The organism is Rhizobium sp. SL86 (assembly GCF_026672545.1).
Taxonomy (GTDB): Bacteria; Pseudomonadota; Alphaproteobacteria; order Rhizobiales; family Rhizobiaceae; genus Neorhizobium.
In genome coordinates, this window is sequence record NZ_JAPPRJ010000002.1 from 1,078,446 (window position 1) to 1,103,638 (window position 25,193).

Annotated in this window: 22 protein-coding genes, 1 pseudogene and 1 riboswitch; of the genes and pseudogenes, 10 read left to right on the forward strand and 13 right to left on the reverse strand. The window is 62.8% G+C overall.

All coding sequences use genetic code 11. The features are described from left to right. The first annotated feature begins 27 nt into the window (after positions 1 to 27). The 7 genes from OU993_RS17065 (at position 28) to OU993_RS17095 (ending at position 8,228) form a co-directional block, all read left to right on the forward strand. Positions 28 to 870 carry an ABC transporter substrate-binding protein gene (locus OU993_RS17065; protein WP_268159409.1) on the forward strand — a complete coding sequence of 281 codons (843 nt, stop codon included), beginning with the start codon at positions 28 to 30 and terminating at the stop codon, positions 868 to 870. Continuing rightward, positions 863 to 2,845, forward strand: a complete 1,983-nt coding sequence (fhuB, locus tag OU993_RS17070; protein ID WP_268159410.1) for a Fe(3+)-hydroxamate ABC transporter permease FhuB — start codon at positions 863 to 865, stop codon at positions 2,843 to 2,845. The genes OU993_RS17065 and fhuB overlap by 8 nt, the downstream gene beginning before the upstream one ends. A 52-nt stretch (positions 2,846 to 2,897) precedes the next feature. Further along, complete coding sequence (locus tag OU993_RS17075) at positions 2,898 to 3,884, forward strand: siderophore-interacting protein (RefSeq protein WP_268159411.1); 987 nt, start codon at positions 2,898 to 2,900, stop codon at positions 3,882 to 3,884. Between the two features lie 128 nt (positions 3,885 to 4,012). Beyond that, the gene (locus tag OU993_RS17080; RefSeq protein WP_268159412.1) at positions 4,013 to 5,080 is read left to right on the forward strand and encodes an LLM class flavin-dependent oxidoreductase; all 1,068 of its coding nucleotides are present in this window, start codon (positions 4,013 to 4,015) and stop codon (positions 5,078 to 5,080) included. Between the two features lie 92 nt (positions 5,081 to 5,172). Then, entirely contained in the window at positions 5,173 to 5,823 is a 651-nt protein-coding gene (locus OU993_RS17085) for a TetR/AcrR family transcriptional regulator (RefSeq protein ID WP_268159413.1), read from the forward strand. Positions 5,824 to 5,944: 121 nt separating this feature from the next. Continuing rightward, positions 5,945 to 7,546 (forward strand): GMC family oxidoreductase, encoded by a 1,602-nt coding sequence (locus tag OU993_RS17090; RefSeq protein WP_268159415.1) that lies wholly within the window; start codon positions 5,945 to 5,947, stop codon positions 7,544 to 7,546. A gap of 133 nt (positions 7,547 to 7,679) precedes the next feature. Further along, positions 7,680 to 8,228 carry a gluconokinase gene (locus tag OU993_RS17095; protein ID WP_268159417.1) on the forward strand — a complete coding sequence of 183 codons (549 nt, stop codon included), beginning with the start codon at positions 7,680 to 7,682 and terminating at the stop codon, positions 8,226 to 8,228. On the opposite strand, the gene OU993_RS17100 is transcribed toward OU993_RS17095, so the two are convergent. Then, positions 8,212 to 9,195: a DctP family TRAP transporter solute-binding subunit gene (locus OU993_RS17100; protein WP_268159419.1), complete on the reverse strand. Its 984-nt coding sequence runs from the start codon at positions 9,193 to 9,195 to the stop codon at positions 8,212 to 8,214. The genes OU993_RS17095 and OU993_RS17100 overlap by 17 nt on opposite strands. 101 nt (positions 9,196 to 9,296) lie before the next feature. Continuing rightward, positions 9,297 to 10,748 carry an aminotransferase class V-fold PLP-dependent enzyme gene (locus OU993_RS17105; RefSeq protein WP_268159421.1) on the reverse strand — a complete coding sequence of 484 codons (1,452 nt, stop codon included), beginning with the start codon at positions 10,746 to 10,748 and terminating at the stop codon, positions 9,297 to 9,299. A gap of 100 nt (positions 10,749 to 10,848) precedes the next feature. Here OU993_RS17105 and OU993_RS17110 point away from each other — a divergent pair, with 100 nt between their 5' ends. Both OU993_RS17110 and OU993_RS17115 read left to right on the forward strand, forming a co-directional pair. Further along, positions 10,849 to 11,328, forward strand: coding sequence for an Lrp/AsnC family transcriptional regulator (locus tag OU993_RS17110; RefSeq protein ID WP_268159422.1), 480 nt, complete (start codon positions 10,849 to 10,851; stop codon positions 11,326 to 11,328). 95 nt (positions 11,329 to 11,423) lie between these two features. Beyond that, a complete protein-coding gene (locus tag OU993_RS17115; RefSeq protein WP_268159424.1) occupies positions 11,424 to 11,810 on the forward strand; it encodes an acyl-CoA thioesterase in 387 nt (128 codons plus the stop codon). Positions 11,811 to 11,840: 30 nt separating this feature from the next. Here OU993_RS17115 and atzF read toward each other — a convergent pair whose 3' ends face one another. From atzF to OU993_RS17150, 7 genes and pseudogenes are all read right to left on the reverse strand, one after another. Beyond that, positions 11,841 to 13,640: an allophanate hydrolase gene (atzF, locus tag OU993_RS17120; RefSeq protein WP_268159426.1), complete on the reverse strand. Its 1,800-nt coding sequence runs from the start codon at positions 13,638 to 13,640 to the stop codon at positions 11,841 to 11,843. Next, positions 13,641 to 17,399 (reverse strand): 5-oxoprolinase/urea amidolyase family protein, encoded by a 3,759-nt coding sequence (locus OU993_RS17125; protein ID WP_268159428.1) that lies wholly within the window; start codon positions 17,397 to 17,399, stop codon positions 13,641 to 13,643. Continuing rightward, positions 17,399 to 18,052, reverse strand: a complete 654-nt coding sequence (locus tag OU993_RS17130; RefSeq protein ID WP_268159430.1) for an urea amidolyase associated protein UAAP2 — start codon at positions 18,050 to 18,052, stop codon at positions 17,399 to 17,401. Before OU993_RS17130 ends, OU993_RS17125 begins: the two co-directional genes overlap by 1 nt. A gap of 14 nt (positions 18,053 to 18,066) precedes the next feature. Next, entirely contained in the window at positions 18,067 to 18,894 is an 828-nt protein-coding gene (locus OU993_RS17135) for an urea amidolyase associated protein UAAP1 (protein ID WP_268159431.1), read from the reverse strand. A gap of 4 nt (positions 18,895 to 18,898) precedes the next feature. Beyond that, positions 18,899 to 19,721 (reverse strand): annotated as a pseudogene (locus tag OU993_RS17140) (ABC transporter ATP-binding protein); the annotation flags it as partial. Next, positions 19,718 to 20,536, reverse strand: a complete 819-nt coding sequence (locus tag OU993_RS17145; protein ID WP_268159433.1) for an ABC transporter permease — start codon at positions 20,534 to 20,536, stop codon at positions 19,718 to 19,720. The gene OU993_RS17145 and the pseudogene OU993_RS17140, both read right to left, overlap by 4 nt. A 60-nt stretch (positions 20,537 to 20,596) precedes the next feature. After that, entirely contained in the window at positions 20,597 to 21,667 is a 1,071-nt protein-coding gene (locus OU993_RS17150; protein WP_268159434.1) for a putative urea ABC transporter substrate-binding protein, read from the reverse strand. A gap of 77 nt (positions 21,668 to 21,744) precedes the next feature. Then, positions 21,745 to 21,852: riboswitch (guanidine-I (ykkC/yxkD leader) on the reverse strand. A gap of 280 nt (positions 21,853 to 22,132) precedes the next feature. Between OU993_RS17150 and OU993_RS17155 the strand changes: the two genes are divergently transcribed. Further along, positions 22,133 to 22,906: a DUF1194 domain-containing protein gene (locus OU993_RS17155; RefSeq protein ID WP_268159435.1), complete on the forward strand. Its 774-nt coding sequence runs from the start codon at positions 22,133 to 22,135 to the stop codon at positions 22,904 to 22,906. A 3-nt stretch (positions 22,907 to 22,909) separates the two neighbouring features. On the opposite strand, the gene OU993_RS17160 is transcribed toward OU993_RS17155, so the two are convergent. The 4 genes from OU993_RS17160 to OU993_RS17175 all read right to left on the reverse strand — a co-directional run bounded on the left by OU993_RS17160 (position 22,910) and on the right by OU993_RS17175 (position 25,154). After that, positions 22,910 to 23,689, reverse strand: coding sequence for an SDR family oxidoreductase (locus OU993_RS17160; protein WP_268159450.1), 780 nt, complete (start codon positions 23,687 to 23,689; stop codon positions 22,910 to 22,912). A gap of 51 nt (positions 23,690 to 23,740) precedes the next feature. Then, positions 23,741 to 24,187: an HD domain-containing protein gene (locus OU993_RS17165; RefSeq protein WP_268159452.1), complete on the reverse strand. Its 447-nt coding sequence runs from the start codon at positions 24,185 to 24,187 to the stop codon at positions 23,741 to 23,743. A gap of 102 nt (positions 24,188 to 24,289) precedes the next feature. Beyond that, the gene (locus tag OU993_RS17170) at positions 24,290 to 24,790 is read right to left on the reverse strand and encodes an RES family NAD+ phosphorylase (protein ID WP_268159454.1); all 501 of its coding nucleotides are present in this window, start codon (positions 24,788 to 24,790) and stop codon (positions 24,290 to 24,292) included. Beyond that, entirely contained in the window at positions 24,783 to 25,154 is a 372-nt protein-coding gene (locus OU993_RS17175) for an antitoxin Xre/MbcA/ParS toxin-binding domain-containing protein (RefSeq protein ID WP_268159456.1), read from the reverse strand. Before OU993_RS17175 ends, OU993_RS17170 begins: the two co-directional genes overlap by 8 nt. Positions 25,155 to 25,193: the final 39 nt, after the last annotated feature.

Genomic DNA, 25,193 nt, shown 5'->3' on the forward strand with positions numbered 1-25,193 from the left:
ATACTGTCAGCGGCTGCCGGCCTTCTGGTGACGGCACGTTGGGCACCAGCCCTGGCGGCGAAGGGCGCCGGTTTGCGCATCGCCGCCATCGACTGGGCGATGCTGGAAACCGCAGTCGCGCTCGGCATCATGCCGGTTGCCGCAACCGAACTCATCCAGTTTCGCAAGAATGCCGTCGAGCCGGCAATCCCGGACGGTGTGATGGATCTAGGCCTGCGTGGCTCGCCGAATTTCGAACTGCTGAGGCTGGCCAAACCCGACCTTATTCTGAGTTCGCCCTTCTACACCCGTTATGATCCCGTACTGGAGCGGATCGCACCGGTCTTTTCGCTCCCCTTCTATACCCGTGGCGAACCTCCCTTCGACAAGGCGCGGGCGGCGGTTCTTGCGCTCGGCGACCGGCTTGGCGTTTCGGAGCGGGCAAAGGCGCGTCTGGCGGCAACAGATGCCGAGCTCGATCAGTTTAAGGACCGGCTCACTGCCCTCGCTCGACGTCCAACCTACCTGATCAACATCGGCGACGACCGCCACTTCCGAGCGTTCGGGGCCGACAGCATGTTCGGCAACGTGCTCGACCGGCTGGGACTTGCCAATGCCTGGCAGCAGAACTCACGCTTCAGTTTTGCCGCACCCGTGCCGCTGGAACAGCTTGCCGCCGTGCCTGAGGCCCGCATCGTCATCATCTCGGACGTGCCCGTGGAAGCACGCAACGGGCTCTCTTCCAGCATGATCTGGAACCGGCTGGAGCCCGTGCGGCAGAACCGGGTGCTTCAGCTCGCCAACGTCAACCCCTATGGCGGCATCATCGCCGCCATGCGCTTCGCCCGGCTTCTGGCGGAGGCACTCGAGAAGGCACCGTCCGATGTCTGAAGTTCATGTCGGTCCCGTCGGCCGTTCGCTCTGGAGTGTCTGTGCCCTTGCGGCGACCCTGCTGTTTCTTCTGTCGCTCAATGCCGCGCTTCCATGGGCCGCCTGGATGCAACTGAGCTTCGACCCGCAGCGGATGTCGATGGACGAGATCATCTTCGCTTACGCGCTGTTGCCGCGGGCAGCGGTTGCGCTGCTTGCCGGAGCATCCCTCGGCCTGTCCGGTTTCCTGTTGCAGCAGATCCTGCGCAACCCGATCGCCGATCCTTCGACACTTGGCATTTCGGCCGGCGCACAGCTTGCGATCGTCACGGCGACGCTGTTTTTCCCTGCCTTTCTGGATGGTCACAGGGCAATCGTGGCGCTGGCCGGCGCGGCCCTTGCGGCCGCAATCGTGTTCCTGCTCGGCTGGCGGCAGCGTTTCGAGCCCGTCACCATGGTGATTGCCGGCATGCTGGTTGGTATCGTTGCCGCCTCTCTGTCCGCCGCTTTCACCCTCTCGCAGGGTGAGTACCTCATGTCTCTCGTTACCTGGAATGGCGGGTCGCTTGCCCAGGCGGACTGGTCACCCGCGCGCAATCTCTTTGTGCAACTGATCCTGTTCGGCGCGATTGCCCTCCTTTTCCTGCGTCCGCTGACCGCGATGAGCCTTGGTGATGGCGCGGCCACCTCGCTTGGCGTTCCCCTGGGGCTGATCCGTTTTGTCGTCATCCTGATTGCGGTTGCCCTGTCCGCAGCGGTGGCGGCAGCCGTCGGACTGGTCGGTTTCATCGGCCTTGCCGCACCGGCGCTTGCGCGCGCAACCGGGGTGCGCCGTCCGCTTGCCCTTTTCTTCGCTTCGCCGCTGATCGGTGCGCTTCTGCTCTGGCTCTGTGACGGGGCAATCCAGGCGCTCGCCCGCGAGACGGCGGAGACCTTTCCGACGGGCTCGGTGACGGCACTGATCGGCGGACCAATGATGTTGTGGCTGCTGCCGCGGTTGCGCTCTGGCGCCATGCCATCCGCCGCCTCCCCTTCCTTTGCGGAAGCGCGGCGCGGCCTGGGGGCTGCGCTTTTGCCGCTTCTGTTCGTCCTGTCGATCTCCGCTCTTTCGCTGCTCGTGGTCGCCCTGCCAAATGGCTGGCGGCTTCTGTCTCCATCCGAAGTGCTCGAACTTCTGCCTCTGCGCTGGCCGCGGCTGATGGGTAGCGCGGCAGCAGGCGGGCTCCTGGCCTTGGCCGGCGCCATCCTGCAGCGCCTGACCGGCAACCCGCTGGCGAGCGCAGAAGTGCTGGGGGTGAGCGGCGGCGCCGGCATCGGATTGGCAGCATCCCTGACGTTTTTCCCGGCTGCAACCGCCCTTAGCCTGCTGGGCGGCGCGACCGTCGGCTCTCTCGTCGTGTTGCTGCTCGTCCTTCTGTTTTCGCTGCCCCAACGTCTGGCGCGCGAACATCTGCTGCTCGCCGGCATTGCCATCGGCTCCTTCAGTTCGGCTCTGCTCGCGGCCCTGATGGCGCTCGGGGATCAGCGAGCCTGGCAGATCCTCGCCTGGCTTGGCGGCACCGCATCGGCCGTAACCCCGCTGAGCGCCATTATCCTGAGCGCGCTGCTGGCGTTTTGCCTGATGCTCGCCTTGCTCGGCGCCCGCTGGCTGACGCTTCTGCCGCTCGGCGACGCTGTCTCCCGCTCGCTCGGTGTTCCCGTCCGTGTGAGCCAACTGGTGCTGATCACCACGGCCGCAGTGGCCACAGGTGCTGCCTCCATCCTGGTCGGTCCGCTGAGTTTTGTCGGCCTTGTGGCACCGCATCTCGCGATGCGGGCGGGTTTTCTGACGACGCGCCATCATCTTTTTGCCTCGGCGCTGATTGGCGGCGGGTTGATGATGCTGGCGGATTTCGGCGCCCGCTCGGCAACTGCGCCCTACGAACTGCCGCTCGGCCTTTTCGCCGCCCTGATCGGCGGCCCTTATCTGATCTGGCACCTCAGCCGCAAAACGTGAGGCCCAGGGTTTTAACTTGACAAAATATATCATAAATTGAGATGCACGGGGCATGGACAAGATCACCGCGGACACACCGGCATCGCTGCAGACACGGGGCCATATCGCGACAGAAGGCCAGCGTGCAATCGACGCGCTCAAGCAGCGCGCGGCCGAATGGGATGTGCCATGCGACATCAGCGAGAATGTCGCAATCTTCTGTGTCTGGAACTGCGAGGCGCGCCTGACACGCCAGGACGAGACGGTCGATATCGCGCTGACCGCTCCTGACCGCCGGCTGCTTCTGACATTGCAGGGTTCGCTTGCGGACCTGTTCGAGGAACAGAAGCTCACGGTGTCATGGGACGACGTGGCGGAAGGCGCACTTGCCCCCGGCCTGTCGCTCATGCGGGTGCGCTCCGTTTGCCGGCGCTCGCCGGGTTTCCTGCGAGTGAGTGTCGAGGCGGATGACGCGGCGCGCTTTTCCAGGGGCGGGCTTCATTTTCGCCTTCTGCTTCCGCCGAAAAACCGCAAGCCGGTCTGGCCCCGCATCAACGCGTCCGGCCGAACCATCTGGCCAGACGGGGACGACACCCTGCACAAACCCGTCTACACCACGGTGAAACAGGCCGGCACCGTGCTGGATTTCGACATTTTCCGCCACGCGGGCAGCCCGACCTCGGACTGGGCCGAAAGTGAGCCCATAGGCCAGACCGTCGGCATCATGGGACCGGGCGGCGGCTCTTGCCCGCCCGGTCAGCCGCTTTATCTCTTCGGAGACGAAACGGCACTTCCTGCCATCAGCCGCATGCTGTCGCTCGCCGAAGGGCCTGTTCACGCCTTCGTTCGATCCGCGCCGGAGGATCTTTGCGAGCTTCTGGATGATCCGCGCGTGTCCCGTGTCGATGACCTGCTGGCGGCGCTGGAGGCGACCCCGAGCGACCATGGCGGCTTCACCTGGTTTGCCGCTCACGCAGAGGCCGCCCGCAAGGCGCGTCTCCTGCTGTCTGGCCGCGGACTGACGAAACGCGATTTTACGGCGGCGGCCTATTGGAGCTGACGCCAATTGTTCGCGTCGAAGGGAGGAAAATCCATCTCCCTCATGTCATGAATGCGGAACATCCGTTTCTTTCGTAGCCCTTGTCTTGCTGCTAGCAACTTCGCATAAAGATGCTGGAGGAGACATCTATGACATTGCCTTGTGAAGTGGCGTGGTTTTCCGCGCTGTGCGACGACGACTACGAATTCCTCGGCGTGCCCGATCCAAAGCTGCTGTCGAGCTTCGATCATTGCCGGGATATCGTGCTGCAGGCGGAAAGCGGCGGCTTCGACAATATCCTGCTTCCCTCCGGATACGCACTTGGCATCGACACAACGGCCTTTGCTTCGGCCATTGCGGCGATGACGAAGCGGATCCGGCTGCTGATGGCGGTGCGGATGGGCGAGGCATGGCCGCCGCAGTTGGCGCGGCAGATCGCCACCATCGACCAGATCGCCGGCGGACGTCTTGCCGTCAACATCATCTCCAGCGACCTGCCGGGAGAAACCCTGGAGAGCAAACCGCGCTATCAGCGTACCATAGAGGCGATGGCAACCCTGCGCGCGCTTCTGAACGGCGAGAGTGTCGATCACGACGGCGACTTCTGGAGGTTCAAAGTGGATTCGCCACGGATCCGCACCGTCAGCGGCCGCTGTCCGCCGTTTTACTTCGGCGGCCTTTCCGAGGATGCACGGGAAGCGGCCGCCGAGGGCGCGGACGTCTATCTGATGTGGCCGGATACGCTGCCCGCAGTGCGCGAGATCATCGCGGACCTGAAGGCGCGCGCAGCAAAACGCGGCCGGTCGCTGCGCTTTGGCTATCGCGTACATGTCGTCGTGCGGGAAACGGAGCAGGAGGCGCGCGATGCTGCCGGCCGGCTGCTCTCCAAGCTCGACGATGCGATGGGGGCGGCAATCCGCGCCAAATCGCTCGACAGCCAATCGGTCGGCGTTCGTCGGCAGGCGGAACTGCGCGAGGCGTCGGGCCATGAAGGCTACATCGAGGACAATCTCTGGACCGGGATCGGCCGTGCCCGCTCCGGCTGCGGGGCGGCAATCGTCGGCGATCCGGACCAGGTTCTCGCCAAACTGAATGCCTATCGGGCGGAAGGCATCGAGGCGTTTATCCTGTCCGGATACCCGCATCAGCGCGAGGCCGACCTCTTTTCGCGCTACGTGTTGCCCCGCCTCGACCACGGGCTGCTCGGCGGGTTTTAACCGGACCCGCCATCTGATTTTCGGGCATAGATCCTTGCCCCTCGCCGCATCGCGAGGACAAGATGTGCCTTGCACGACACCACAAGGAGGTCATGAACCTGGCCAAGCAGGAAATCGTTTCCGCCAAACGCGAAGCCACGCGCATCCGCAACCGCGACGCCATCAAGAAGGCAGCCTGGGAGGTCTTCTGCAGCCGCGGGCTCGACGGTGCAACGGTGCGCGACATCGTGGGCGCCAGCGGCGTCTCCATCGGGACCTTCTACAATTATTACGGCACCCGGGAAGCCGTGTTCCAGGAGCTTCTCGCCGATTTGGCCGACCAGGCTCGCACGATCAGCGCGAAGGCTCGCGCCGGTCAGGACAATCTCCACCCGATGCTGGCGGAAAGTTACCGCCATTTCCTGTCCTTCATCCTCGGCGTCGACGGCGCGCTGGATTTCTGCGCCCGCAACCAGCATCACATCCGCTCCTATCTCTTCACGCTCGACGCCACGAGCGGGCTTCTGTCGGATATCCGCGCCGACATCGTGCGGGTGATGCCGCAGGCAACATTCACGCAGAGCGAACTTCGGCAGGTGGCGATGCTGATCGTTGCCAACGCGCTCGAGATCCTGCTGCAAGCGCGCGAGGAACAGCAGGCTCTGGATGTGGACACCGCGAGCGCCTTCATCACGCGGCTGATCGTCAGCGGCATTGGCGGCTGGGAACGCCGGCAAGATCCGGCGACGCCGGCGGCCTCTTGAAGGAAGCCTCTGTAGTCAAGGAATCCAGTCACGACTGTACCTAACCCTCAAGGAATGTGAATAAATTTGACGGATGCGTCAAATTTGGTAGCTTGCCCTTGCGTGGGAGGACGCAAGGGCAATGGAAGAGGCAGATTATATCATCGCGGGGGCAGGCCCCGCGGGCTGCGCGCTGGCAGCCCGATTGATTGCAGCACCAGACAAACCAAAGGTGATCCTGGTCGAGGCCGGCAGGCCGAAACCATCGCTCTTGTCCGTCGTGCCGATCGGCATGGCAGCGCGCGTTCCCTGGAAAAGCGCCGAGAACTATGCGCTGCAAACCATCCCTCAAACGGCGCTAAATGGCCGGCGCGGTTATGTGCCGCGTGGACGCGGATTGGGCGGGTCGAGCCTCATCAATGCGATGATCTATGTGCGCGGCCAGCCTCAGGACTATGACGGCTGGGCAGACCAGGGCTGCACCGGTTGGGGGTGGGATGAGGTTCTGCCGTTCTTCAAGCGGTCCGTGGCCAACCAACGCGGCGAGGACCTGTGGCACGGCGCAAACGGTCCCCTGTGTGTGAGCGATCTTGCCACGCAAAGCCCGCTCTCTCGCGCCTTCCTGGAGGCCGCACAAAGCTGCGGGGTGCCGTACAACTCCGATTTCAACGGCGCCTCGCAGGAAGGCGTCGGCTTCTACCAGGTCTTCCAGCGGGATGGTCGCAGGCTCGATGCCGCACGGGCTTATCTTGGAGAGGCACCTTATCCGGAAAACCTTGTCGTTCTGAGCCGTACACAAGCCCTCTCCGTCGCCTTCGAGGGCCGAAAAGCCATCGGCCTTCACGTGCGTGGAGCAGGCGGCAAGCGGCTGATCCGGGCAAGACGCGAGGTCATCCTGTCTGCCGGCGCCATCGCCTCGCCCAAGCTGCTGATGCTGTCGGGCGTTGGTCCTGCCAAACATCTTACCTCGCTGGGCATCCCGGTGATCCTTGACCTGCCGGGCGTCGGCCGGAACCTGCAGGATCATCTGGACTACACCGTCAACGTGAAGATCCGGTCCCGTGGCCTGTTGGGTTATACGCCATCGGCCATCGCCGAGGTCCTGACGAGCCTGCCGGCATTCCGCAGGGGCCAGGGCATCATGACGAGCAATGTCGCCGAGACCGGCGGTTTCGTGCGCAGCAGTCCTGACATCGACCGGCCGGACCTTCAGCTGCACTGCTGTATCGGGCTGGTGGACGATCACGCCCGCCACTTCCACGTCTCGACGGGCATTGCGCTGCATGTCTGCGTGCTGAGACCAGAAAGCCGTGGTCGGATTACGCTCACATCCGGCAACCCGGACGACCCTGCGCTGATCGACCCCAACTTCCTCTCAGAACCGCAGGATCTGGCGCTACTGATGCGAGGAGCGCGGCTTGCCCACGCCATCCTGCGGGCACCGGCGCTCGCCCGTTACAGTGGCCGTCCGCTTTACCCCGTCGATGACACGGATCAGACGGCCCTCGAAGCGGCGATCCGCGAGCGAGCCGATTCGATCTACCATCCCGTCGGAACCTGCCGCATGGGAATTGACGATGGTGCCGTGGTCGATCCCACTCTCAAGGTCCGCGGCATTGACCGGCTGAGGATCGTTGACGCTTCGATCATGCCGACGCTGATCAGCGGCAACACACAGGCGCCAACCGCCATGATCGGCGAGAAGGCGGCGGACCTGATTTGCAGGAGAGACGCGAGCGGCTGAGCCGTCTGGCCTGCGGCTCCTCGGTGGCATCCGCTGAGGCCGCGGCAGGACAAGCGCGACTTGAACCCGGCGCATGCCGCTGCATATTGCTCTACAGCCAGGACAGGAGATGATCGCCCCGATGACAAATGACATGACAACCGCTGCAGAAGCTTTGCCACGCCGCATCGTCCTGATGGGCGTAGCGGGTTCCGGCAAATCGACGGTTGGTGAAGCGTTCGCCCGGCAGACCGGCACGGCCTACAAGGATGGCGACGATCTGCATCCTGCTGCCAATATCGCCAAGATGAGCCGCGGCGAACCTTTGACCGATGAGGACCGCTGGCCGTGGCTGACGCTGGTCGGTGAAGCACTGGCACAAGCGGAAACAACGCTTACAATCGGTTGCTCGGCGTTGAAGCGCCGCTACCGGGAACACATTCGCTCAAAGGCCGGAGGGCCGGTTCTTTTCGTGCATCTTGCAGGGTCGCGTGCGGTGATCGAAAGCCGTATGGGCGCCCGTACCGGCCATTTCATGCCGACCTCGCTGCTTGACAGCCAGTTCGCCGCCCTGGAACCGCCTGAGGCGGATGAGCATGCGGTGACGGTCGATATTGATCAGCCGCTCGACACCCTGGTCGCGGAGATCATCGAGAAGCTCGCCGCCCCTGCCCTAAGAGACGCCATCACTGCGACGCGTTAAGGATCTGGTGGATGAGGTCGGCGGCACCTCTGGTTTTCAGGACACCGTCCCAGACCGGACGTACCGCCTTCTGGAAGGCGGTCGTATCGACATCGCGGTTGATAATCATGCCCTTCTGTGCCAGCAGCGAGAGGATTTCCTCCTCCTGGGCACGGCTTAGCCGGCGCTGCTGGTCGATCGCCGCCTTGACCACATCCAGCAGCATCTGCTGAGCCTCGGGCTTGAAGCCGTCAAAACTCTTTCGGCTCATCATGATGGCGAGCGGCGAATAGGCGTGCTGGGTCAGTGACAGGTATTTCTGCACCTCATGAAAACGGTAGGACAGCACAATACCGAGCGGATGATCCTGCGCATCGACAAGCCCCGCCTCCAGCGCCGCATAAAGCTCGGTCACCGGGATCTGCTGCGTTTTGGCGCCGAACAGCGTGAACATCTGGTTCAGCGGCGCCGCATTGTTGACCCGCATCTGCAAACCCGTCAGATCCTCGGGCTTGCGGATCGGGTCGCGATTGTTGGTGATGTTACGGTAGCCATTCTCTGGATAACCGAGCAGCTTCAGACCATGCGGAGTGAACTTCTCCGCTACGCTGGAACCGATCGGCCCATCCAGTACCTTGTAGGCTGCCTGCCTGTCCGGGAAGATGAAGGGCAGCTCGAAGACAGCGGCCTCCGGCACGAGCCCGGTGAAGTTGTTGAGGCCGGAGATCACGATATCGATGACGCCGGCCTGCGCGCCTTCGATCATCTGCGCGTCATTGCCCAGTTGGCCCTGGGGGAAGACGTAGACCGCCATTTCCCCTTGTGACCTGGCGCTCACCTCCTGCTGGATGAAAAGCGCAAGGATCTGCTGCAGATCACTCTCCGGCGCCGCATGCGCCAACTTCAGCTGGACCTGTGCCTCCGCCGGCACGAGGCCGACCGCCAGCGACAGCGCCAGAAGCGCAACCACCTTCCACAGCCTTATCACGGACACCCCCTCCCGGTCGGACAGACACGAGAGGAAGACTACCACAAAAGAGGAAACAATCCTGCTTCACAGTCGAGACAAGTTTTCGTATTGCCGCACCCTCAGGCCGCTTGCGGAAAGAAGATCGCCCGCGACGGATCGACACCGTACTGGCACACATGCGCGGGCGCATCCATGGCGAGCTGGCTGACGCTTTCCAGGATAAACGCCACTTTCTCCGGAGACAGAAGAACGGACAGGTTGAGGCGGGTGAAACCGGGCTTTTCCATCTCCTCGCCCGCCAGGATCGCAGCGCGCAGCCGGGCGGATTCCTCGTCTGAAATGTTCAGGAGCCGATGCACATAAGGTCCTGCGCAGGCGCAGCCGCCGCGGGCCTGGATGCCGAAGCGATCCGACAGCATACGGGTGACGAGCTGCTGGTGGATATAACCGCCTTGACCATCCCGCACGCGGAAGGAAAAGATCGGCAGGCGCGCTGCGGTGAGCGAGCCCAGCAGTTCGAGGCGCGGATGGTGGCGCCAGGCCTCGAGCGCCTGCTGTGTCAGTTGCCGGTTACGGGCCGCCATGATGTCGTCGCCGATCACCTCCTTCACCAAAAAAGCAAGGGCTGCGCGTATATCGCCGACGACATTCGGCGTGCCGGCCTCTTCGCGCGCCTCCAGCTTTTCGGCATAATCATGTCCCTGCGAGGAAACGAAGCGCACCGTGCCGCCGCCGCTCCAGGTGGGGGTCTGCCGCGACACCGCATCGCGCCGCAGGATCAGCACGCCGGAGGCGCCCGGGCCGCCGATGAACTTGTGCGGCGAGACCACGATCGCATCGATTTCGGCATGCTCCTCCGGCACCATGACGATCGGCAGGTAGGGCCCGCCGCCGGCATAGTCCCAGATCATTGTGGCGCCCGCCTGTTTGACGATCCGGGTCAGGGCTGTGACGTCGGAGACGATCCCCGTGACATTGGAGGCGGCGGAGAAGGTGCAGATGACGCGCTGAAAACCCTTTGATTGAGCCAGAACCTCGGCCAGATGCGCCTGGTCCGGACCACCCTCGGCATCTTCGCGCAGTTCGACGATATCCGCGCCGCTCTCGCGCCAGGGCAGAATGTTGGAATGGTGCTCGTAGGGTCCGATGATGACGCGGGTTCCAGCTCGGTTGGCCTCGAACAGGCTGACCAATCGGTTGATGCCGGCGGTGGCGCCGGAGCCACAGAAGATCACCGCATGCCGCGCATCTGCGCCGCAGCAGCGAGCAATGGCGGCGCGGGCCTCGCGGCGCAGGCGGGTCACCATGCCACCGCAGAAGGAGGCTTCCGTATGGCTGTTGGCGTAGAAGGGCAGAACCTTCTGCAGGATGAAGCTTTCCACCGGCATCAGTGCACGGCCGGAAGCGACATAATCCGCATAGACCAGCGGCTTTTCGCCAAACGGACCGTCGATCAATGCGTCCTTGCCGATCAGCCCATCGGCAAGGCTCTCCAGCACGTTGGCATTTTTGAGGTTCGCGGCGAACTCCGCCAGAAGCTGTGTTGTGGAACCGGTTGCTGTGCTTGCCATGCTGCTCGACCCTTGTTTTTGGCGTTGCAGCAAGCATAGACATTGCCGTGCGGTGATTTCATCGCCTATCTTTGCGAAAAATGACCACAGGATGTGTCATATGAACGATGAACTGATCCAAATCGACGCGATTGATCGACGCATTCTGACCTTCCTCCAACAGGACGGTTCGCTGTCGCAGCGCGAACTGGCCGACAAGGTGGGGCTTTCCCAGAATGCCTGCTGGCGCAGACTTCAGCGGTTGCAGGAGACGGGTGTCCTTCGACATCTGCAGGCGAATGTCGATCTGGCGGCGCTAGGGCTGGATCTCACCGTCTTCGTGATGATCCGTACCCGACATCACTCCAAGGAATGGGCGGAAAGCTTTCGCGCCCACGTGGACAAGATCCCGGAAGTGGTGGATTTCTACCGGATCGGCGGTGACTGGGATTATCTTCTGAAGGTGGTGACGCGTGGCATGCGCGGCTACGATGCCTTCTACCAGAAACTCATCACCGGCTTTGATTTTTCCACCGTCACCGGCTTCTTTTCCATGGAAGCCATGCTCTCGAACCGGCCGACCGACCTGACCCGGTTATGAGCCGGCGCAATGCCGCCATGCAGGAATGTCGCTTGCCGGACGGCCGATCCGGCGACATTTCATTGTGCAACGCACAGTGAAAAGGAACCGTTGCCATGAGCGAACAACTGGACGAACCGCAGGGCGATCTGACCCTGCGCACGCTGGCCATGCCGGCCGATGCCAATCCGGCGGGCGATATCTTTGGCGGCTGGGTGATGGCGCAGATGGACATTGCCGCCGGCATCGCCTCGTCCGAGCGCGCCCGCGGGCGCACCGTGACCGCCGCGATGAAGGAAATGATCTTCCGTCAGCCGGTGAAGGTGGGCGATACGCTGTGCATCTATACGACGGTCACGCAGGTCGGACGCACCTCGATGACGCTTTCGGTCGAATGTTGGGTCCGCAGGCAGTTTTCCGAAACCCGGCAGAAGGTAACGCAAGCCATCTTCGTGATGGTGGCGCTCGATGCTGCCGGCAAGCCGCGTCCGGTGGACAGCTGAGGCTGGTGACGGCGCCAGCCTCAGCTTCGTTCATTTGCGCGAGGCAATATAGGCGCGCCAGCCGCCGAGTTCGGTGATCTCCTGTGCCCCTTGCAGCGCGTAAGGTTCGCAGAGAAAGCCGGAGACCTGGGTGCCATCGTCCAGCGTCACCTTGCCGATGCCGAGCGGCGCCGGGATGTTCTGGACGAAACGGCCGAAGGCGGCGGGCGTCACCTTCCACACCTCGACCTCCAGTCCTTTGCCGACAAAGCCAGGCTCTCGGATCAGGCCTGGCTTCGGCGGCGTGGTGTTGGGCAAAACGTAAAGCCGGTAGTCGCCCGCCGTACGGCAGGTCTTCACCAATTTCCCGCCGGGGCCGGTCAGTTCGTGGTTCAACGGCATGCCGGTCAGATGCGCGCCGACGACCATGATCGTCACGAGGCCGTCATCGGGCATCCCAACTTTGGAGGCGTCCGGCTGCGTAGCGGATCTGTCCTTGCCCATGCCGGACTTTGCGGCGCGATGCATTGCGTCCGCAAACGGCGCGAGTGCATCGTCTGAAAAGGAGGGGCCGAAGAAGGTTACGCCGTTCGGCAGGCCATCGGAACCGAAGCCGCCGGGCACCGCGATCGCCGCATAACCGAAGAGGTTGGCGAAGTTCGTGTAACGCCCGAAATGGCTGTTCTTGACGATCGGGTCCGAGAGCATCGCCTCGACGGTGTAGGTGGTCGGCGAGGTCGGCAGCATCAGCACGTCGAGCTTTTCCCACTCAGCGATTGCCTTCTGACGCAGATGACCGAGTTTGTATTGCCCCTCGAAGGCGGCCACCGCATCATAGGCCTTGGCGCCTTCGATGATGGTGCGCACGGTCGGATCGAAATCATCGGCATTGGTTGCGATGAAATCCCTGACCGCCGCCAGACGCTCGGCCACCCAGGGACCGTTATAGAGCAGTTCCGCCGCCTGCCGGAAAGGCGCGTAGTCGAAGGGGACGATGGTGGCCCCGAGCGATTTGGCCCGTTCGATGGCGGCGTCATAGAGCGCTTCCACCTCGGTATTGCCGAAAAATTCGCGCTCGGCTCCATCCAGCACACCGATGCGCAGGCCCGATCCGGGCAGGCTGGCTGGCACCGCTTTGCGGGAATAGGGATCGGCTGCGTCGTAGCCGTCCATGACCTTGCGGATCGCGACGCCATCACCGACGGTGGCTGCAAACACCGTCACCACATCAACGCTGCGGCAGGCGGGCACGACGCCGACATTCGGCACAAGTCCCGGCGTCGGCTTGATGCCAACAAGGTTGTTGAAGGCCGCCGGTACACGACCCGAACCGGCGGTATCGGTGCCCAGCGCGAAGCCTGCAAGGCCGGCACCCACCGCGACGGCAGAACCGGAGGAAGAACCGCCCGAGACATAGTCCCTGTTGAATACGGACCGTGGCGCGCCATAGGGCGAGCGCGTGCCGTTCAGACCGGTGGCGAACTGGTCGAGGTTCGTCTTGCCGATGACAATAGCGCCCGCCGCCTTCAGCCGCGCGACGACCGTTGCGTCCTTCTCCGGCTGATAGGCGAAGGCCGGGCAGGCAGCGGTGGTCGGCAGGCCTGTCACATCGATGTTGTCCTTGACGGCGAAGGGCACGCCCCAGAGCGGCAGACTGTTCGGCTCCGGCGCGCGTTGCATCAACGCCTTTGCGGCCGACCGCAGATCCTCGTCGGGTGTCTCTGTGATGAATATCGCCGGATCGTCGGAGGCCTTGCGGCGCGCAATCACCTCTTCCACCAGATCGAGCGGGGTGAGGCCGGAGGCATAGGCCGCCTTCAGCGCGGCAAGATCAAGCATGAGTGGCAGCATTCAAACATCCTCCAGAACGACCAGAACATCGCCGGCCTTGACATTGCGACCCGGCCCGGCCCGCACGTCCCGGACGCGGCCGGGCGCATGCGCCGTGACGGTGATTTCCATCTTCATCGATTCGATAATGGCCAGCGTTTCGCCAGCGTCCACGCGCTGACCGTGTTCCACCAGCAGTTTCCAGACATTGCCGGGCACCGCACTTTCCACGCCGAAACAACCTTCCGGAATATCCCCGCCGAGGCCGGGACCGGTGCCCTCATCCACCTGGAAACTGTCGAGACCCTGGTCTTTCCAGCGCTGTCTCTCGGCCTCGAAGGCGGCCTGCTGTCCTCGCTTGAAGGCGCCAATACTCTCTGCATTGCGGGCCATCTCCGCCTCGTAATCGGCATAGGAGAAGGTGCCTTCCTCGATGCGGATCGGATAACCGCCATGCGGGAAGGCAGCACGCGCCTCCTTCAGTTCCTCATGGGAGACCGGGAAGAAACGGATCTGGTCGAAGAAATCGAGCAGCCACGGCTTGTCCTTGGTAAACACGGACGTCTGGCGCCAGGTGTTCCAGACTTGGATCGTGCGGCCGAAGAGCTGATACCCGCCCGGACCTTCCATGCCGTAGATGCACATGTAAGCGCCGCCGATACCGACCGCGTTTTCCGGGGTCCAGGTGCGGGCAGGATTGTATTTCGTCGTCACCAGCCGGTGGCGCGGATCGAGCGGGGTGGCCACAGGCGCGCCGAGATAGACATCCCCCAATCCCATGACAAGATAGGAGGCATCGAAGATCGTGTCCTTCACCGCCTGCTCATCCGCCAATCCATTGATGCGGCGGATGAACTCGATGTTCGACGGGCACCAGGGGGCGTTCGGTCGTACCAGTTCCTGGTACTTGCGCATGGCAAGTTCGGCTTGCGGGTCATTCCACGACAGCGGGAGCCACACGGTGCGGCTCGGCACCTTGACGGCAGAGACCGGCGGCAGGCCCTTTTCGATCTCGCCCAGCAGCCCCAGCAGCGTGGTGCGTGACAGCATCGAGCTGTCATAATGGATCTGCAGCGAGCGGATGCCGGGCGTCAGGTCGATCAGTCCCGTAAGCTTCGCCGCCCGAACCGCCTGCATCAAAAGGTGCACCCGCATGCGAATGCCGATATCGAGCTGCATCGGTCCGTATTCGACGAGCAAATTGTCATCCCCCTGGCGACGGTAGACAACGGGGATGGGGCCGGTGTCGTTGGCGGCGAGGATAGGGGAACCGAAGGCGGAGTGCCGAGCTATACCCCCCTCTGCCCTGCCGGGCATCTCCCCCTCAAGGGGGGAGATTGGCAGAGAAGCACCCTCAGCAAGCCCACGAGAGGTCTGCGCGGATGCATCATGCTCAACAGACGATTGAGGCGAGACGGCCGCATCCCTGATCTCCCCCCTTGTGGGGGAGATGTCCGGCAGGACAGAGGGGGGTACGGAGCGTGCCACACGTTCACTTGAGGGTGCCAAGGGCACCAAGCCCACCGCCAGCACCTCATCCGCCTCCCGCGCCATGGCATGAAACCGGATCTTATCCCCCGGCTTGAACTGGCCCATCTTCCACTGCTCATCGCGTGCGATGACGGCAGGGCAGACGAAGCCGCCGAGGCTTGGGCCATCGGGTCCGAGGATGATCGGCATGTCGCCGGTGAAATCGATGGCACCGATCGCATAGGCATTGTCATGCAGGTTGGAAGGGTGCAGCCCCGCCTCGCCGCCATCGGTGCGCGCCCATTTAGGTGCAGGACCGATCAACCGCACGCCGGTGCGCGCCGAATTGAAATGCACCTCGTATTCGGTCGAAAACAGTATTTCGATATCCTTCGCCTGGAAGAAATCGGGCGCGCCATGCGGACCGTAGAGCACACCGACCGACCATTCGCGCGAAAGCTCTGCCGGCTCCGTTGCCGGGAGGACATCGGGCTGGTTCTTTCGAGCCAGCCGCAACACATGACCGGCCCGCAACGTGCCGGTGGCGTTGCCGCCGAACTGGCCCAGCCCGAAGGTGGCGCGAGAACCCATCACGACGGGGGCATCGAAGCCGCCGGAGACCGCGAGATAGGCCCGCTGGCCAGAACCGGTGATGCTGCCGATGGCCAGCGTCTGGCCGGCTGCCACGGAAATGGCTTCGCCATTGGGCACCGGAACGCCGTCTAGCTTCATAGGCATCTCGGCACCGGCAAGCGCCACGACCGCATCGGAGAAGAATTTCAGCACGGGGCCGGAGACGGTGAGTTCCAGGGCCGCCGTATGATCGTGGTTGCCGACAAGCCGGTTGGCGTGGCGGAAGGAGCGTTCGTCCATCGGTCCCGAGGGCGGTACGCCGACATGCCAGAGACCGAGCCGGCCCGGCAGTTCCTGCAGGCTGGATTGTGCGCCGGGGGCGATCACCTCGACCACGTCCGGAACGAACTCGAAATCCTTCAGCGCCGTGGTCGCCACGTCGCCACTCTGGAAAAGATCAGAGGCGGCGATGGCCTTCAGGTAGTCGAGATTGGTCTCGATTCCGGCAAGCGAGGTTTCTTCCAGCGCGGAGGAGAGCGCTGCAATGGCCGTTTCCCGATCCGCACCGGATACAATCACCTTGGCGAGCATCGGATCGTAAAAGGGTGTGACCTCCGTTCCCGTTTCCACCCAGCCATCGACGCGGACCTCCTCGGGAAACACCACTTCGGTGAGCAAACCGGCACTCGGGCGGAAGCCGGCATGCGGCATTTCGGCATAAACGCGCGCTTCGATCGCGGCACCCTTCGGGACCAGGTTTTCCTTGCCGGTCAGCACATCTTCGCCGGCGGCCTGACGGATCATCCATTCGACCAGATCCACACCGAAGACAGCTTCCGTGACCGGGTGCTCGACCTGCAGTCGGGTATTGACCTCGAGGAAATAGAACTCTTCGCGCTGGGGATCGTAGATGAATTCGACGGTTCCGGCGGAGGCGTAGGAGACCTGTTGCCCAAGCGACACGGCCGCCGCATGCAGGCGCTGGCGCACCGTATCGGACAGACCGGGCGCCGGCGTTTCCTCGATCACCTTCTGGTTCCGGCGCTGCAGCGAGCAGTCGCGCTCGCCAAGCGCGATGACCCGGCCCTTGCCATCGCCGAAGATCTGCACTTCCACATGGCGTGCCTTGGAAACGAAACGCTCCAGGTAGACGCGGGCATCGCCGAAGCTCGATTTTGCCGTGCGTTGCACGCTGTCGAAGGCGGCGGCAAGCGCGTCCGGTGTGTCGCAGAGTTGCATGCCGATGCCGCCGCCGCCGGCTGTCGACTTCAGCATCACGGGATAGCCGATTTCTTCGGCTGCAGTGAGCGCCTCCTCACGACTGTCGAGCAGGCCGGAGCCGGGCAGCAGCGGGACGCCGCTCGCCTTCGCCAGTTCGCGCGCGGTATGCTTCAGACCGAAGGCGGAGATGTTGTCGGGCGTCGGGCCGATGAAGGTGATGCCTTCTGCCTTCAGCCGTTCGGCAAAACCGATGTTTTCCGAGAGAAAACCGTAGCCCGGATGAACGGCTTGCGCACCGGTCTGACGGCAGGCGGCAATCACTGCGTCGACGTTGAGATAGCTTTCGCTGGCGGGTGCGGGGCCGAGACGCACCGCCTCGTCCGCCATCAGCACGGCCTTCGAAAACCGGTCGGCATCGGAATAGACCGCAACAGCCGCGATCCCCATCTTTCGCAGCGTCTTGATGACGCGCACGGCGATTTCGCCGCGATTTGCAATCAGGACTTTCTTGAACATCAGGCGGCCTCGCCATCCCAGACCATCACCCGGATGGGCGTCGGGTCGAAGCCGTTGCAGGGATTGTTGATCTGCGGGCAGTTGGAGATGACCAGCAGCACATCCATTTCCGCCGTCAGTTCCACATAATCGCCGGGCGCGGAAATACCGTCGACAATTGTCATTTCGCCGGAAGGTTCGATCGGCACGTTCATGAAGAAGTTGATGTTCGGCACCACGTCGCGCTTGCTCATGCCATGTTTGGAGACCTCGATGACAAAATTGTCGCGGCAAGCATGCAGATACTTCGTGTAATGGCCGAAACGCACCGTATTGCTCTCGCAGGAGCAGGCGCCGGCAGAGGTATCGTGCCGGCCGCAACTGTCGGCCGTCACCGTCAGCATGACCCGGCCTTCGTTAGAAATCACCTTGGTGCCGGTGGAGATGTAGGCCGCACCCTGCTCGCGCATCGTATCCTGGCTGGAATACCGTTCAGAGAAATCATGGGCGTTATAGAACAGCGTATCGACCGCCTGCTGACCATAGCTGTCCTCGATGCGCACCACCTGTCCCTTCTTGATGACGGTCGAGAAAGGCGCTTCGGCAGCGATGTAGTGGTCCTGCACGATATTGGAGAGCGAACGGGCGGGCGAGGTCTGGATGAAACCGGTCATGATCGTCTCCCCTCTCAAAGCGTTGCGAATGCGTTGTTTTCGAAGCCGCGGACGGCTTCGGCAGTCGCGGTTCGGCACAAATCATCGGCCACCGGTTCCGTTGCGACGATCCGAGTGATGGTCACGGGGTTCGGCGCATAAACGGGATTGGGGTCGAGCGGATGCGGGCAGTTGGAAAAGCCGACGATCATGTCCATCTCGGCACGCAGGTCGACATAATCGCCATCGGATACGAGATCCGGTTTCCACTCGAATTTGCCGTCGGCATCGACGCGGACGGGTGCAAACAGGGCGAGAGCCGCCGGAATGTCGCGCTTGTCGAGGCCGGCCTTGGTGGCGACCAGAACGAAATTCTCGCGCGTATTGCGCAAGGCGGCACCGTTGGCGCCGGCATATTTTTTCGCATTGGAGGAGGCCGTCGAGCCGCCCATCAGCACGTCATGCGCGCCGCAGCTGTCCTCGGTGATCGAGAACATGACCTTGCCCATGTCGGAGAAAATCACGCGGCCTTTGCCGAGACCCGTCGTCCACTGCACCTTCACCGTATCCGGCAGGTTCATGCGTTCGCTCGCATCCGCCCCGCTCCAGGCCACGACCGACACGGTGGAAAACCCCTCATCGAGAGCAATCCGCAGCACCTCGTTGGCCTTCACACGCGTCCACCAGTACCAACCGCCCGGCAGTTTTTCCTGATGCAGGATGGCGTCGGCAGCAATGGTTGGCGCAGGCTTGGCGCTTTTGCCCGGCAGCGCCTTCGGCGCAAATTCCAGCCCCTTCTTCTGATGTTCCTCGTAACGCGCACGGTTGGCGGCGATTTCTTCCGGTGAACGTCGAATATGCATGGTGATCTCCAGTGGTTCCGTATGCCGGGCCGTCCCGGCTATTGACCCTTTGAAGAGACCGGGCCGTCCCGGTCGGGGCGAAAGATGGAGGGCACGCCCGCCTGCCGCGGCGGCCAGATGGCGATGTCCCGGGTGATGGTCGCGCCGTAGCGCAGTTTCTCTTCGGGCCGGTCGCGCGGCCGCTCGAAGGCGACGACGCGGGTGCCAAGCGTGAAGGCCTCGCGCATGTCATGGGTGACCATCACCACGGTCATCGGCGCCTCGTGCCAGAGCTTTTTCATTAGCACATGGATTTCGGCGCGGATGCCGGGGTCGAGAGCCCCAAAGGGTTCGTCGAGCAGCAACACCTTCGGACGCATGATCAGCGCCTGGGCCAGAGCCAGCCGCTGTTGCATGCCGCCCGACAACTGGGCCGGATATTTGTTTTCCGAGCCCATCAGGCCGACGGCGGCGATCATCGCGCGGGCCTCTTCCTCGACCACACGACGGGCGGAGCCGAACAGGCGGGCGGCAAACCGCGAGGCCTGCAACTCCTTGCCGAACATCACATTGCCGAGCACCGTCAGATGCGGAAAGACGGAATAACGCTGGAAGACGACCCCGCGATCCGGCCCCGGTTCCTTCGGCAAAGGCTCACCATCCAGCAGGATCTCGCCCTTGGTCTGGATCTCCTGACCAAGAAGCATGCGCAGAAAGGTGGATTTGCCACAGCCGGACGGGCCGACGAGAGCGACGAAGGCGCGAGACTCGATTTCGATCGAGACGTTTTCCAGCACGATCTGGTCGCCATATTCCTTCCAGAGGTTCTTGATCGACAGCGCGCTCATTTGCCCTTCTCCAGTTCGGACCAGGGGAAGACGGCGATGCGCAGGCGATCGAGCAGGATGTCGGTTGCGACGGCCAGAAGCGTGATCCACAGCACGTAAGGAAAGATGACGTCCATCGACAGATAGCGGCGCACGAGAAAGATGCGGTAGCCGAGCCCGCTGTCGGAGGAGATCGCTTCGGCGGCGATCAGGAACAGCCAGGCCGGTCCGAGCTGCAGGCGCAGCGTGGTGATGAGACGCGGCAGAATCTGCGGCAGCACCACCCGCAGCGCAATCTGCCAGGAAGAGGCCGACAGGGTTTCGGCCTTGACGATCATTTCACGCGGCAGTTCCAGCGCCTTCAGCGCCAGATCGCGGATCATGATCGGCGCGACACCGATGACGATCAACGCGATCTTCGAGGCCTCGCCCAAACCCATGACGATGAACAGGATCGGCAACAGCGCCAGCGGCGGGACCATGGCAATCGCCGCCACGAAAGGCGACAGCAGCGCACGGGCAAACGGCAGGATGCCGATAACCAGCCCGAGCAGAAGTGCAATCGCCGTTGCGATACCGAGGCCGGCCGAAAGCCTCTGCAGACTGGCGATCGTATCCGACCACAGTAGATAATCGCCGGTGCGGACATCCGCGACGAAGGCCATGCGGCTGATGGCCTCGCCGAGCGCTGCGAACCCAGGCAGAAGCTTGTCGTTCGGATTATCCGCAAGCCGTTCGGCCGAGCCGATCATATAAGCGACGACCAGGAGAATGAACGGCAGCAGGGCCAGAGCCAGCCGCGAGCCGTTTCCCGGATGTAAGTTGATCCAGCGCATGGGCCTCTTCCTGATCCTGAGGGGTGAAGGGGGCGAGCAGTGCCCGCCCCGGACAGGTGATCAGAGAGCGCCGTCTGCGGCCGCCTTCATAAAGGTCGGCGAGAAACGCAGCTTGATGTTGCCCTTGTCACCCAGCACCGTGCCGTCCGGCATTTCGATGCCGATCACATCGGCGGAGGCTGCACCACTGCCGAGCAGACCCTTGGCGAAGAGGAAGTTGCGGACGCTGTCCATGGTCTTCGAAAGGTTTGGCGAGGTGGTGAAGGCCAGAGCATCCGCCGGCTTGTCGAACAGCTTGGTCGCCGCCATCTGCGCCTCGAAACCGGAAAGATCCGTGCCGGAGGCCGCGCCCATGGCGGTCCGGGCCGCCTTGCCTTCGGCGCTGTCAGCGGTCATCACCTTCATCGTGTCGTACCAGATGCCGGCAAGCGCCTTGCCGAAATCCGGATTGTCCTTCAGCACGTCGGTATTGGCGACCATCAGGTCGATTATCTCGCCGGGGATCTTCGAGCTGTCGAACACGTTCTTCGCCGTCTTGTCTTCCAGGATCGAGGAGACGAGCGGGTTCCAGGTCACGACGGCGGTCACATCCGGCGTCTTGTAGGCGGCGACCATGTCCGCGTCGGAGGTATTGACCACCTTCACGTCACGTTCGGAAGAGCCGATGCTTTCGAGCGCGCGGGCAAGCAGGTAATGTGAGACGGAGAATTCCACGAGGTTGACGTTCTGGCCCTTGATGTCGGCGAGCTTGTCCTTGTCCTTCAGGATCACCGCATCATTGCCGTTGGAGAAATCGCCGACGATGACGGCCGTGGTATCAACGCCACCGGCAGCGGGGATCGACAGTCCATCCATGTTGGTCAGCGTCACCGCATCAAAGGCGCCGGCCGTGTACTGGTTCATCGATTCCACATAATCGTTGAACTGGGTCACCTCGATCTTGAGGCCGTATTTGTCCGCCCACTTCTTCACGATGCCGGTATCGTTGGCATAACCCCACGGCATCCAGCCGACATAGATGGACCAGGCCACCTTGAACTCCTTCTTCGGCGCAGCGTGAGCGGCCATCGGAGCCGACAAGGTCAGCGCCGCGACGGAGAGGGTGGCGAACAATTTCGATATGGTCTGCATTGGAACTTCCCCTTCTTGAGCGTCTTCAGAAAGGGATCGGCATGGACCATCGTGCCGCCAATCCCTTGGCTTACGAGGTCTCCCGGGCTTTTATCCCGCCGTGCACCCGGCAGGATGTCTCCCTGCCGGTAGCCGCTCTCGGACCAGTCACGCGTCGCCGCGCCGGAACCCTAGCTGCTAACTCTGTAGAGAGTGATGCAAGGCCTGTGCCAAGCCTGAAACCGGGGAATCGCGGGATTTCAGCAAGTGACCAGCATCGAGTTGCACACAATAGGCGAAAATATGCCCATTAAATAGGCTTCGCACGCAAGGCTCATTTTTGCGCCCATTCATCCATGCGCGAATGTCTTAGCAAGCCTTCATCAGACATCACTAAAACGTGAAGCCCGCCCCATAACAAGCAATCGCTCTGCCCCTAAGCTGTGTTACAGTTTTCTGACGAAGACTGCTTGTGACGGGAATGCCATGCTTGCCACACTTGCAATGCTCGCAGGGTTCGCCACCGGATCGGTGATCGCAGCCTTGCCCGACAATCAGGTTGACGTCGAACTCGTCCTCGCCGTCGATACATCCCGCTCCATGGATTATGAGGAAGTGCGCATTCAGCGCGAAGGGTATGTGCAGGCACTGCAACATGCCGATTTCCTCAATGCTGTTCGTGGCGGGCTGATCGGGAAGATCGCCATCACCTATTTCGAATGGGCCGGAGAGGTGGATCCAACCTCCGTGCTCGACTGGCAGATCATCGAAACTGCAGAGGATGCCCGCGCCTTCGCCGAAAAGCTGGCAGCGCGGCCGATCATGACACAGCGGCGCACCTCGATTTCCGCCGCTATCGCCTACGGCACCGAAACCATCGTCGCCAACCGCTTTGATGGCATGCGGCGGGTGATCGACGTGTCCGGTGATGGGCCGAACAACATCGGGCAGCCGGTCGAACCGGTCCGCGATGCCGCGCTATCGGCGGGAATCATCATCAATGGGCTGGCCCTGATGCTGCGCCCGTCGGGCACCACAACAGGGCTCGACCGCTATTATGGCGATTGTGTCATCGGCGGCCCGGGCAGCTTTGTCCTGCCGGTTCACAATATTGAGGACTTTGCGACAGCGATCCGCCGCAAGCTGGTGCTGGAGGTGAGCGGGATCGAACCCGATGCCAAAGTGCGCCGCATCGCCAGCGGGCCGAAGGTGGATTGCATGATGGGCGAAATGCAGTGGCGAGAGTTTCTCGACCGCTGACGCCTACCGCAACAGACCCTGCCCACCGTCAATATAAACGGGCGTGCCCGTAATATGCCGGGCGCGATCCGACGCCAGAAACAGCACCAGATCCGCCACCTCCGCAGACTTGCCGGGTTTTCCGTCCCTGACCGGGATCTGCCCCTCCGGAAACTCGACGGGGATCTTCGTCTCCTCGACATTGCGGCGGTTGGTATTGTCGTCGATCTGCGTCTCGATCTGCCCTGGGCAGACCGCATTGACCCGCACATGGTACCGCCCCAGTTCCAGCGCCAGTTGCTGGGTGATCGCAACCTGCGCCGCCTTGGTGGCGGAATAGGCGGTGGCGCCCGGCGAAGTGAACGTGCGGTTGCCGTTGATGGACGAAACGATGACGATCGCGCCGCCCTGTTTCTTCAGGTGCGGTACGGTGAAATGAAGCGTCAGATAGGTGCCGCGCAGGTTGACGGCGATCGTTTTGTCGAACTCCTCCGGCTTCAGGTCGTCGATCGGCGCCCAGACGCCATTGATCCCGGCATTGGCGACGACGATGTCAAGTTGCCCGAACTGGTTGACAAGCTGCGTCACGGCCTGCCGCATCGCGGCCTGATCGGAGACATCCGCCGTCAGCGCGATCGCCTGGCCGCCGGCCGCACGGATTTCTTCGGCGGCATCCTCGATTTCGCCTGCCGTATGACTGAGCAGTGCGACAGATGCGCCGGCCCGTGCAAGCGCCACCGCAGAGGCGCGACCGATGCCGGACCCCGCTCCCGTGATCAATGCCACCTTGCCTTCAAGCTCCATGATCCTCACTCCCGTTTCAGCGGACTGCCTGCGACGAACGGCAGAGCGAGTTTAATGTTCCGAGCCTCCCGTCTCCTGCGCGTGAAGGATGCGCAGCCCCTGCTCGTATTTGCCGGTATCGCCGCCCATGCGCCGCACCTGGGCAATATTGTCGAGCAGATCGGCCCGTTTGACCGGGCGGGCGAGCGGATTGGCAACGGCACGACGGCAGAAGTCGAGATAATCCTCGCCGGCGCGTTTTGTCATCGCGTCGACGGCATCAATGACGTCATCGGAAAAGCCCGCCTGCCGCAGCCGGGCGAAGCTCCAGCCAGGCGCCTTTTCCACCACATCATGCAGCCAGGCCACGATCGCCTGATCGTCGCCCTCGACGCCGTCAGCCACCCGTTCCACATGGGCAATGAAGGGTTCGCCCGTCTTGTCCGCCTGCCCCTGATGGGCCTCCATGGCAATGGCACGCGCCTGCTGGATCTTTGCTTGCGGGGACATGCTGGACATCAGCAACACTCCTCTCCTGCTACGACGATCGATCCCGATCGACACAATGAAGGACATAGCGGCTCATCCAGGCTTTGGCAGGGCCGCGCTCGCGAGACGGCATCAGGTCCAGGAGGCGGCATTGCGTGGCAGGCGCCCTTCCGGATCGCTGACGGTGAGGCTGGGCCCCTCCTCCCCATTCCAGGCCCATAGCGCCACGCAGGAGCCGCCGTGTGACATGAAGGACGGATAGATCAGTCCGTGATATCCCGCAGCCTGCAGCGAGGCCTGAAGCCGATGGGTCTCCGGCACGCGACCGGCCTCCATCTCGGCGCGCCATGCGCAATCATGAAGGCCGGTATCGACACCGAGCGTTGCAAGGAAAGCGGCATCCGTCAGATCGGCAAGATGTGCATTGCTGAGATGCAATTGCGCAATCAGCGCAGGATGCTGAACGAAACCCTGGTTGTATTCCGCCCAGGCCGTCGAAAGCTCGCGCGCGGCATAGAGAGTGGGCAAACCGACGGGATTCCAACGCCCTCCGAAGCGGGCAGCCCCTTTTCCCGATAACGGCCGATGTGACCAGCGCGGGACATAGGCCCGCCAGAGTATCAGGTCAGGCATAGACGCCCGACCGGACAGCCTCGAGATAGGACAGAACCTGATCCGCCTTCCCTTCGCCCACCAGATCATAAGCCGTCTTGCCTGCCCAGCCGGGGATCGGCTGATGCTTGAACCAGAGCGCGGCGCGCTGCTCGTCTCCCGCCATGTCGGTGACCATGGCCAGGATGCGCACCACCGGCCCCAGCGCCTGGTCCACCTTGCGAAGGCTGGCCGGCGCATTCAACGTGTTACGCGCGACACCGATAAGCCGCGCAAGCTCCGTCTGCGTGAGGCCCAACAGGTCAGAAACCAGGCGCGGCGACAGATGCGCCGTCTGCGGCTCACGGAAGGCCATCACGCTCATATCCAGCCCGGTCGACACCATCGGACATCTCCTGCGCAGTATTTGACACGTTGCCGCTGA

Coding starts and splice junctions, on each gene's coding strand:
- OU993_RS17160 (WP_268159450.1), bottom strand. CDS start 23,689: ATGGAGCTTGAAGGCAAGGTGGCATTGATCACGGGAGCGGGGTCCGGC.
- OU993_RS17175 (WP_268159456.1), bottom strand. CDS start 25,154: ATGGTGTCGACCGGGCTGGATATGAGCGTGATGGCCTTCCGTGAGCCG.
- OU993_RS17125 (WP_268159428.1), bottom strand. CDS start 17,399: ATGTTCAAGAAAGTCCTGATTGCAAATCGCGGCGAAATCGCCGTGCGC.
- OU993_RS17090 (WP_268159415.1), top strand. CDS start 5,945: ATGGAAGAGGCAGATTATATCATCGCGGGGGCAGGCCCCGCGGGCTGC.
- OU993_RS17130 (WP_268159430.1), bottom strand. CDS start 18,052: ATGACCGGTTTCATCCAGACCTCGCCCGCCCGTTCGCTCTCCAATATC.
- OU993_RS17155 (WP_268159435.1), top strand. CDS start 22,133: ATGCTTGCCACACTTGCAATGCTCGCAGGGTTCGCCACCGGATCGGTG.
- OU993_RS17075 (WP_268159411.1), top strand. CDS start 2,898: ATGGACAAGATCACCGCGGACACACCGGCATCGCTGCAGACACGGGGC.
- OU993_RS17080 (WP_268159412.1), top strand. CDS start 4,013: ATGACATTGCCTTGTGAAGTGGCGTGGTTTTCCGCGCTGTGCGACGAC.
- OU993_RS17135 (WP_268159431.1), bottom strand. CDS start 18,894: ATGCATATTCGACGTTCACCGGAAGAAATCGCCGCCAACCGTGCGCGT.
- OU993_RS17150 (WP_268159434.1), bottom strand. CDS start 21,667: ATGCAGACCATATCGAAATTGTTCGCCACCCTCTCCGTCGCGGCGCTG.
- atzF (WP_268159426.1), bottom strand. CDS start 13,640: ATGCTGCCACTCATGCTTGATCTTGCCGCGCTGAAGGCGGCCTATGCC.
- OU993_RS17110 (WP_268159422.1), top strand. CDS start 10,849: ATGAACGATGAACTGATCCAAATCGACGCGATTGATCGACGCATTCTG.
- OU993_RS17165 (WP_268159452.1), bottom strand. CDS start 24,187: ATGTCCAGCATGTCCCCGCAAGCAAAGATCCAGCAGGCGCGTGCCATT.
- OU993_RS17115 (WP_268159424.1), top strand. CDS start 11,424: ATGAGCGAACAACTGGACGAACCGCAGGGCGATCTGACCCTGCGCACG.
- fhuB (WP_268159410.1), top strand. CDS start 863: ATGTCTGAAGTTCATGTCGGTCCCGTCGGCCGTTCGCTCTGGAGTGTC.
- OU993_RS17170 (WP_268159454.1), bottom strand. CDS start 24,790: ATGCCTGACCTGATACTCTGGCGGGCCTATGTCCCGCGCTGGTCACAT.
- OU993_RS17105 (WP_268159421.1), bottom strand. CDS start 10,748: ATGGCAAGCACAGCAACCGGTTCCACAACACAGCTTCTGGCGGAGTTC.
- OU993_RS17145 (WP_268159433.1), bottom strand. CDS start 20,536: ATGCGCTGGATCAACTTACATCCGGGAAACGGCTCGCGGCTGGCTCTG.
- OU993_RS17095 (WP_268159417.1), top strand. CDS start 7,680: ATGACAACCGCTGCAGAAGCTTTGCCACGCCGCATCGTCCTGATGGGC.
- OU993_RS17085 (WP_268159413.1), top strand. CDS start 5,173: ATGAACCTGGCCAAGCAGGAAATCGTTTCCGCCAAACGCGAAGCCACG.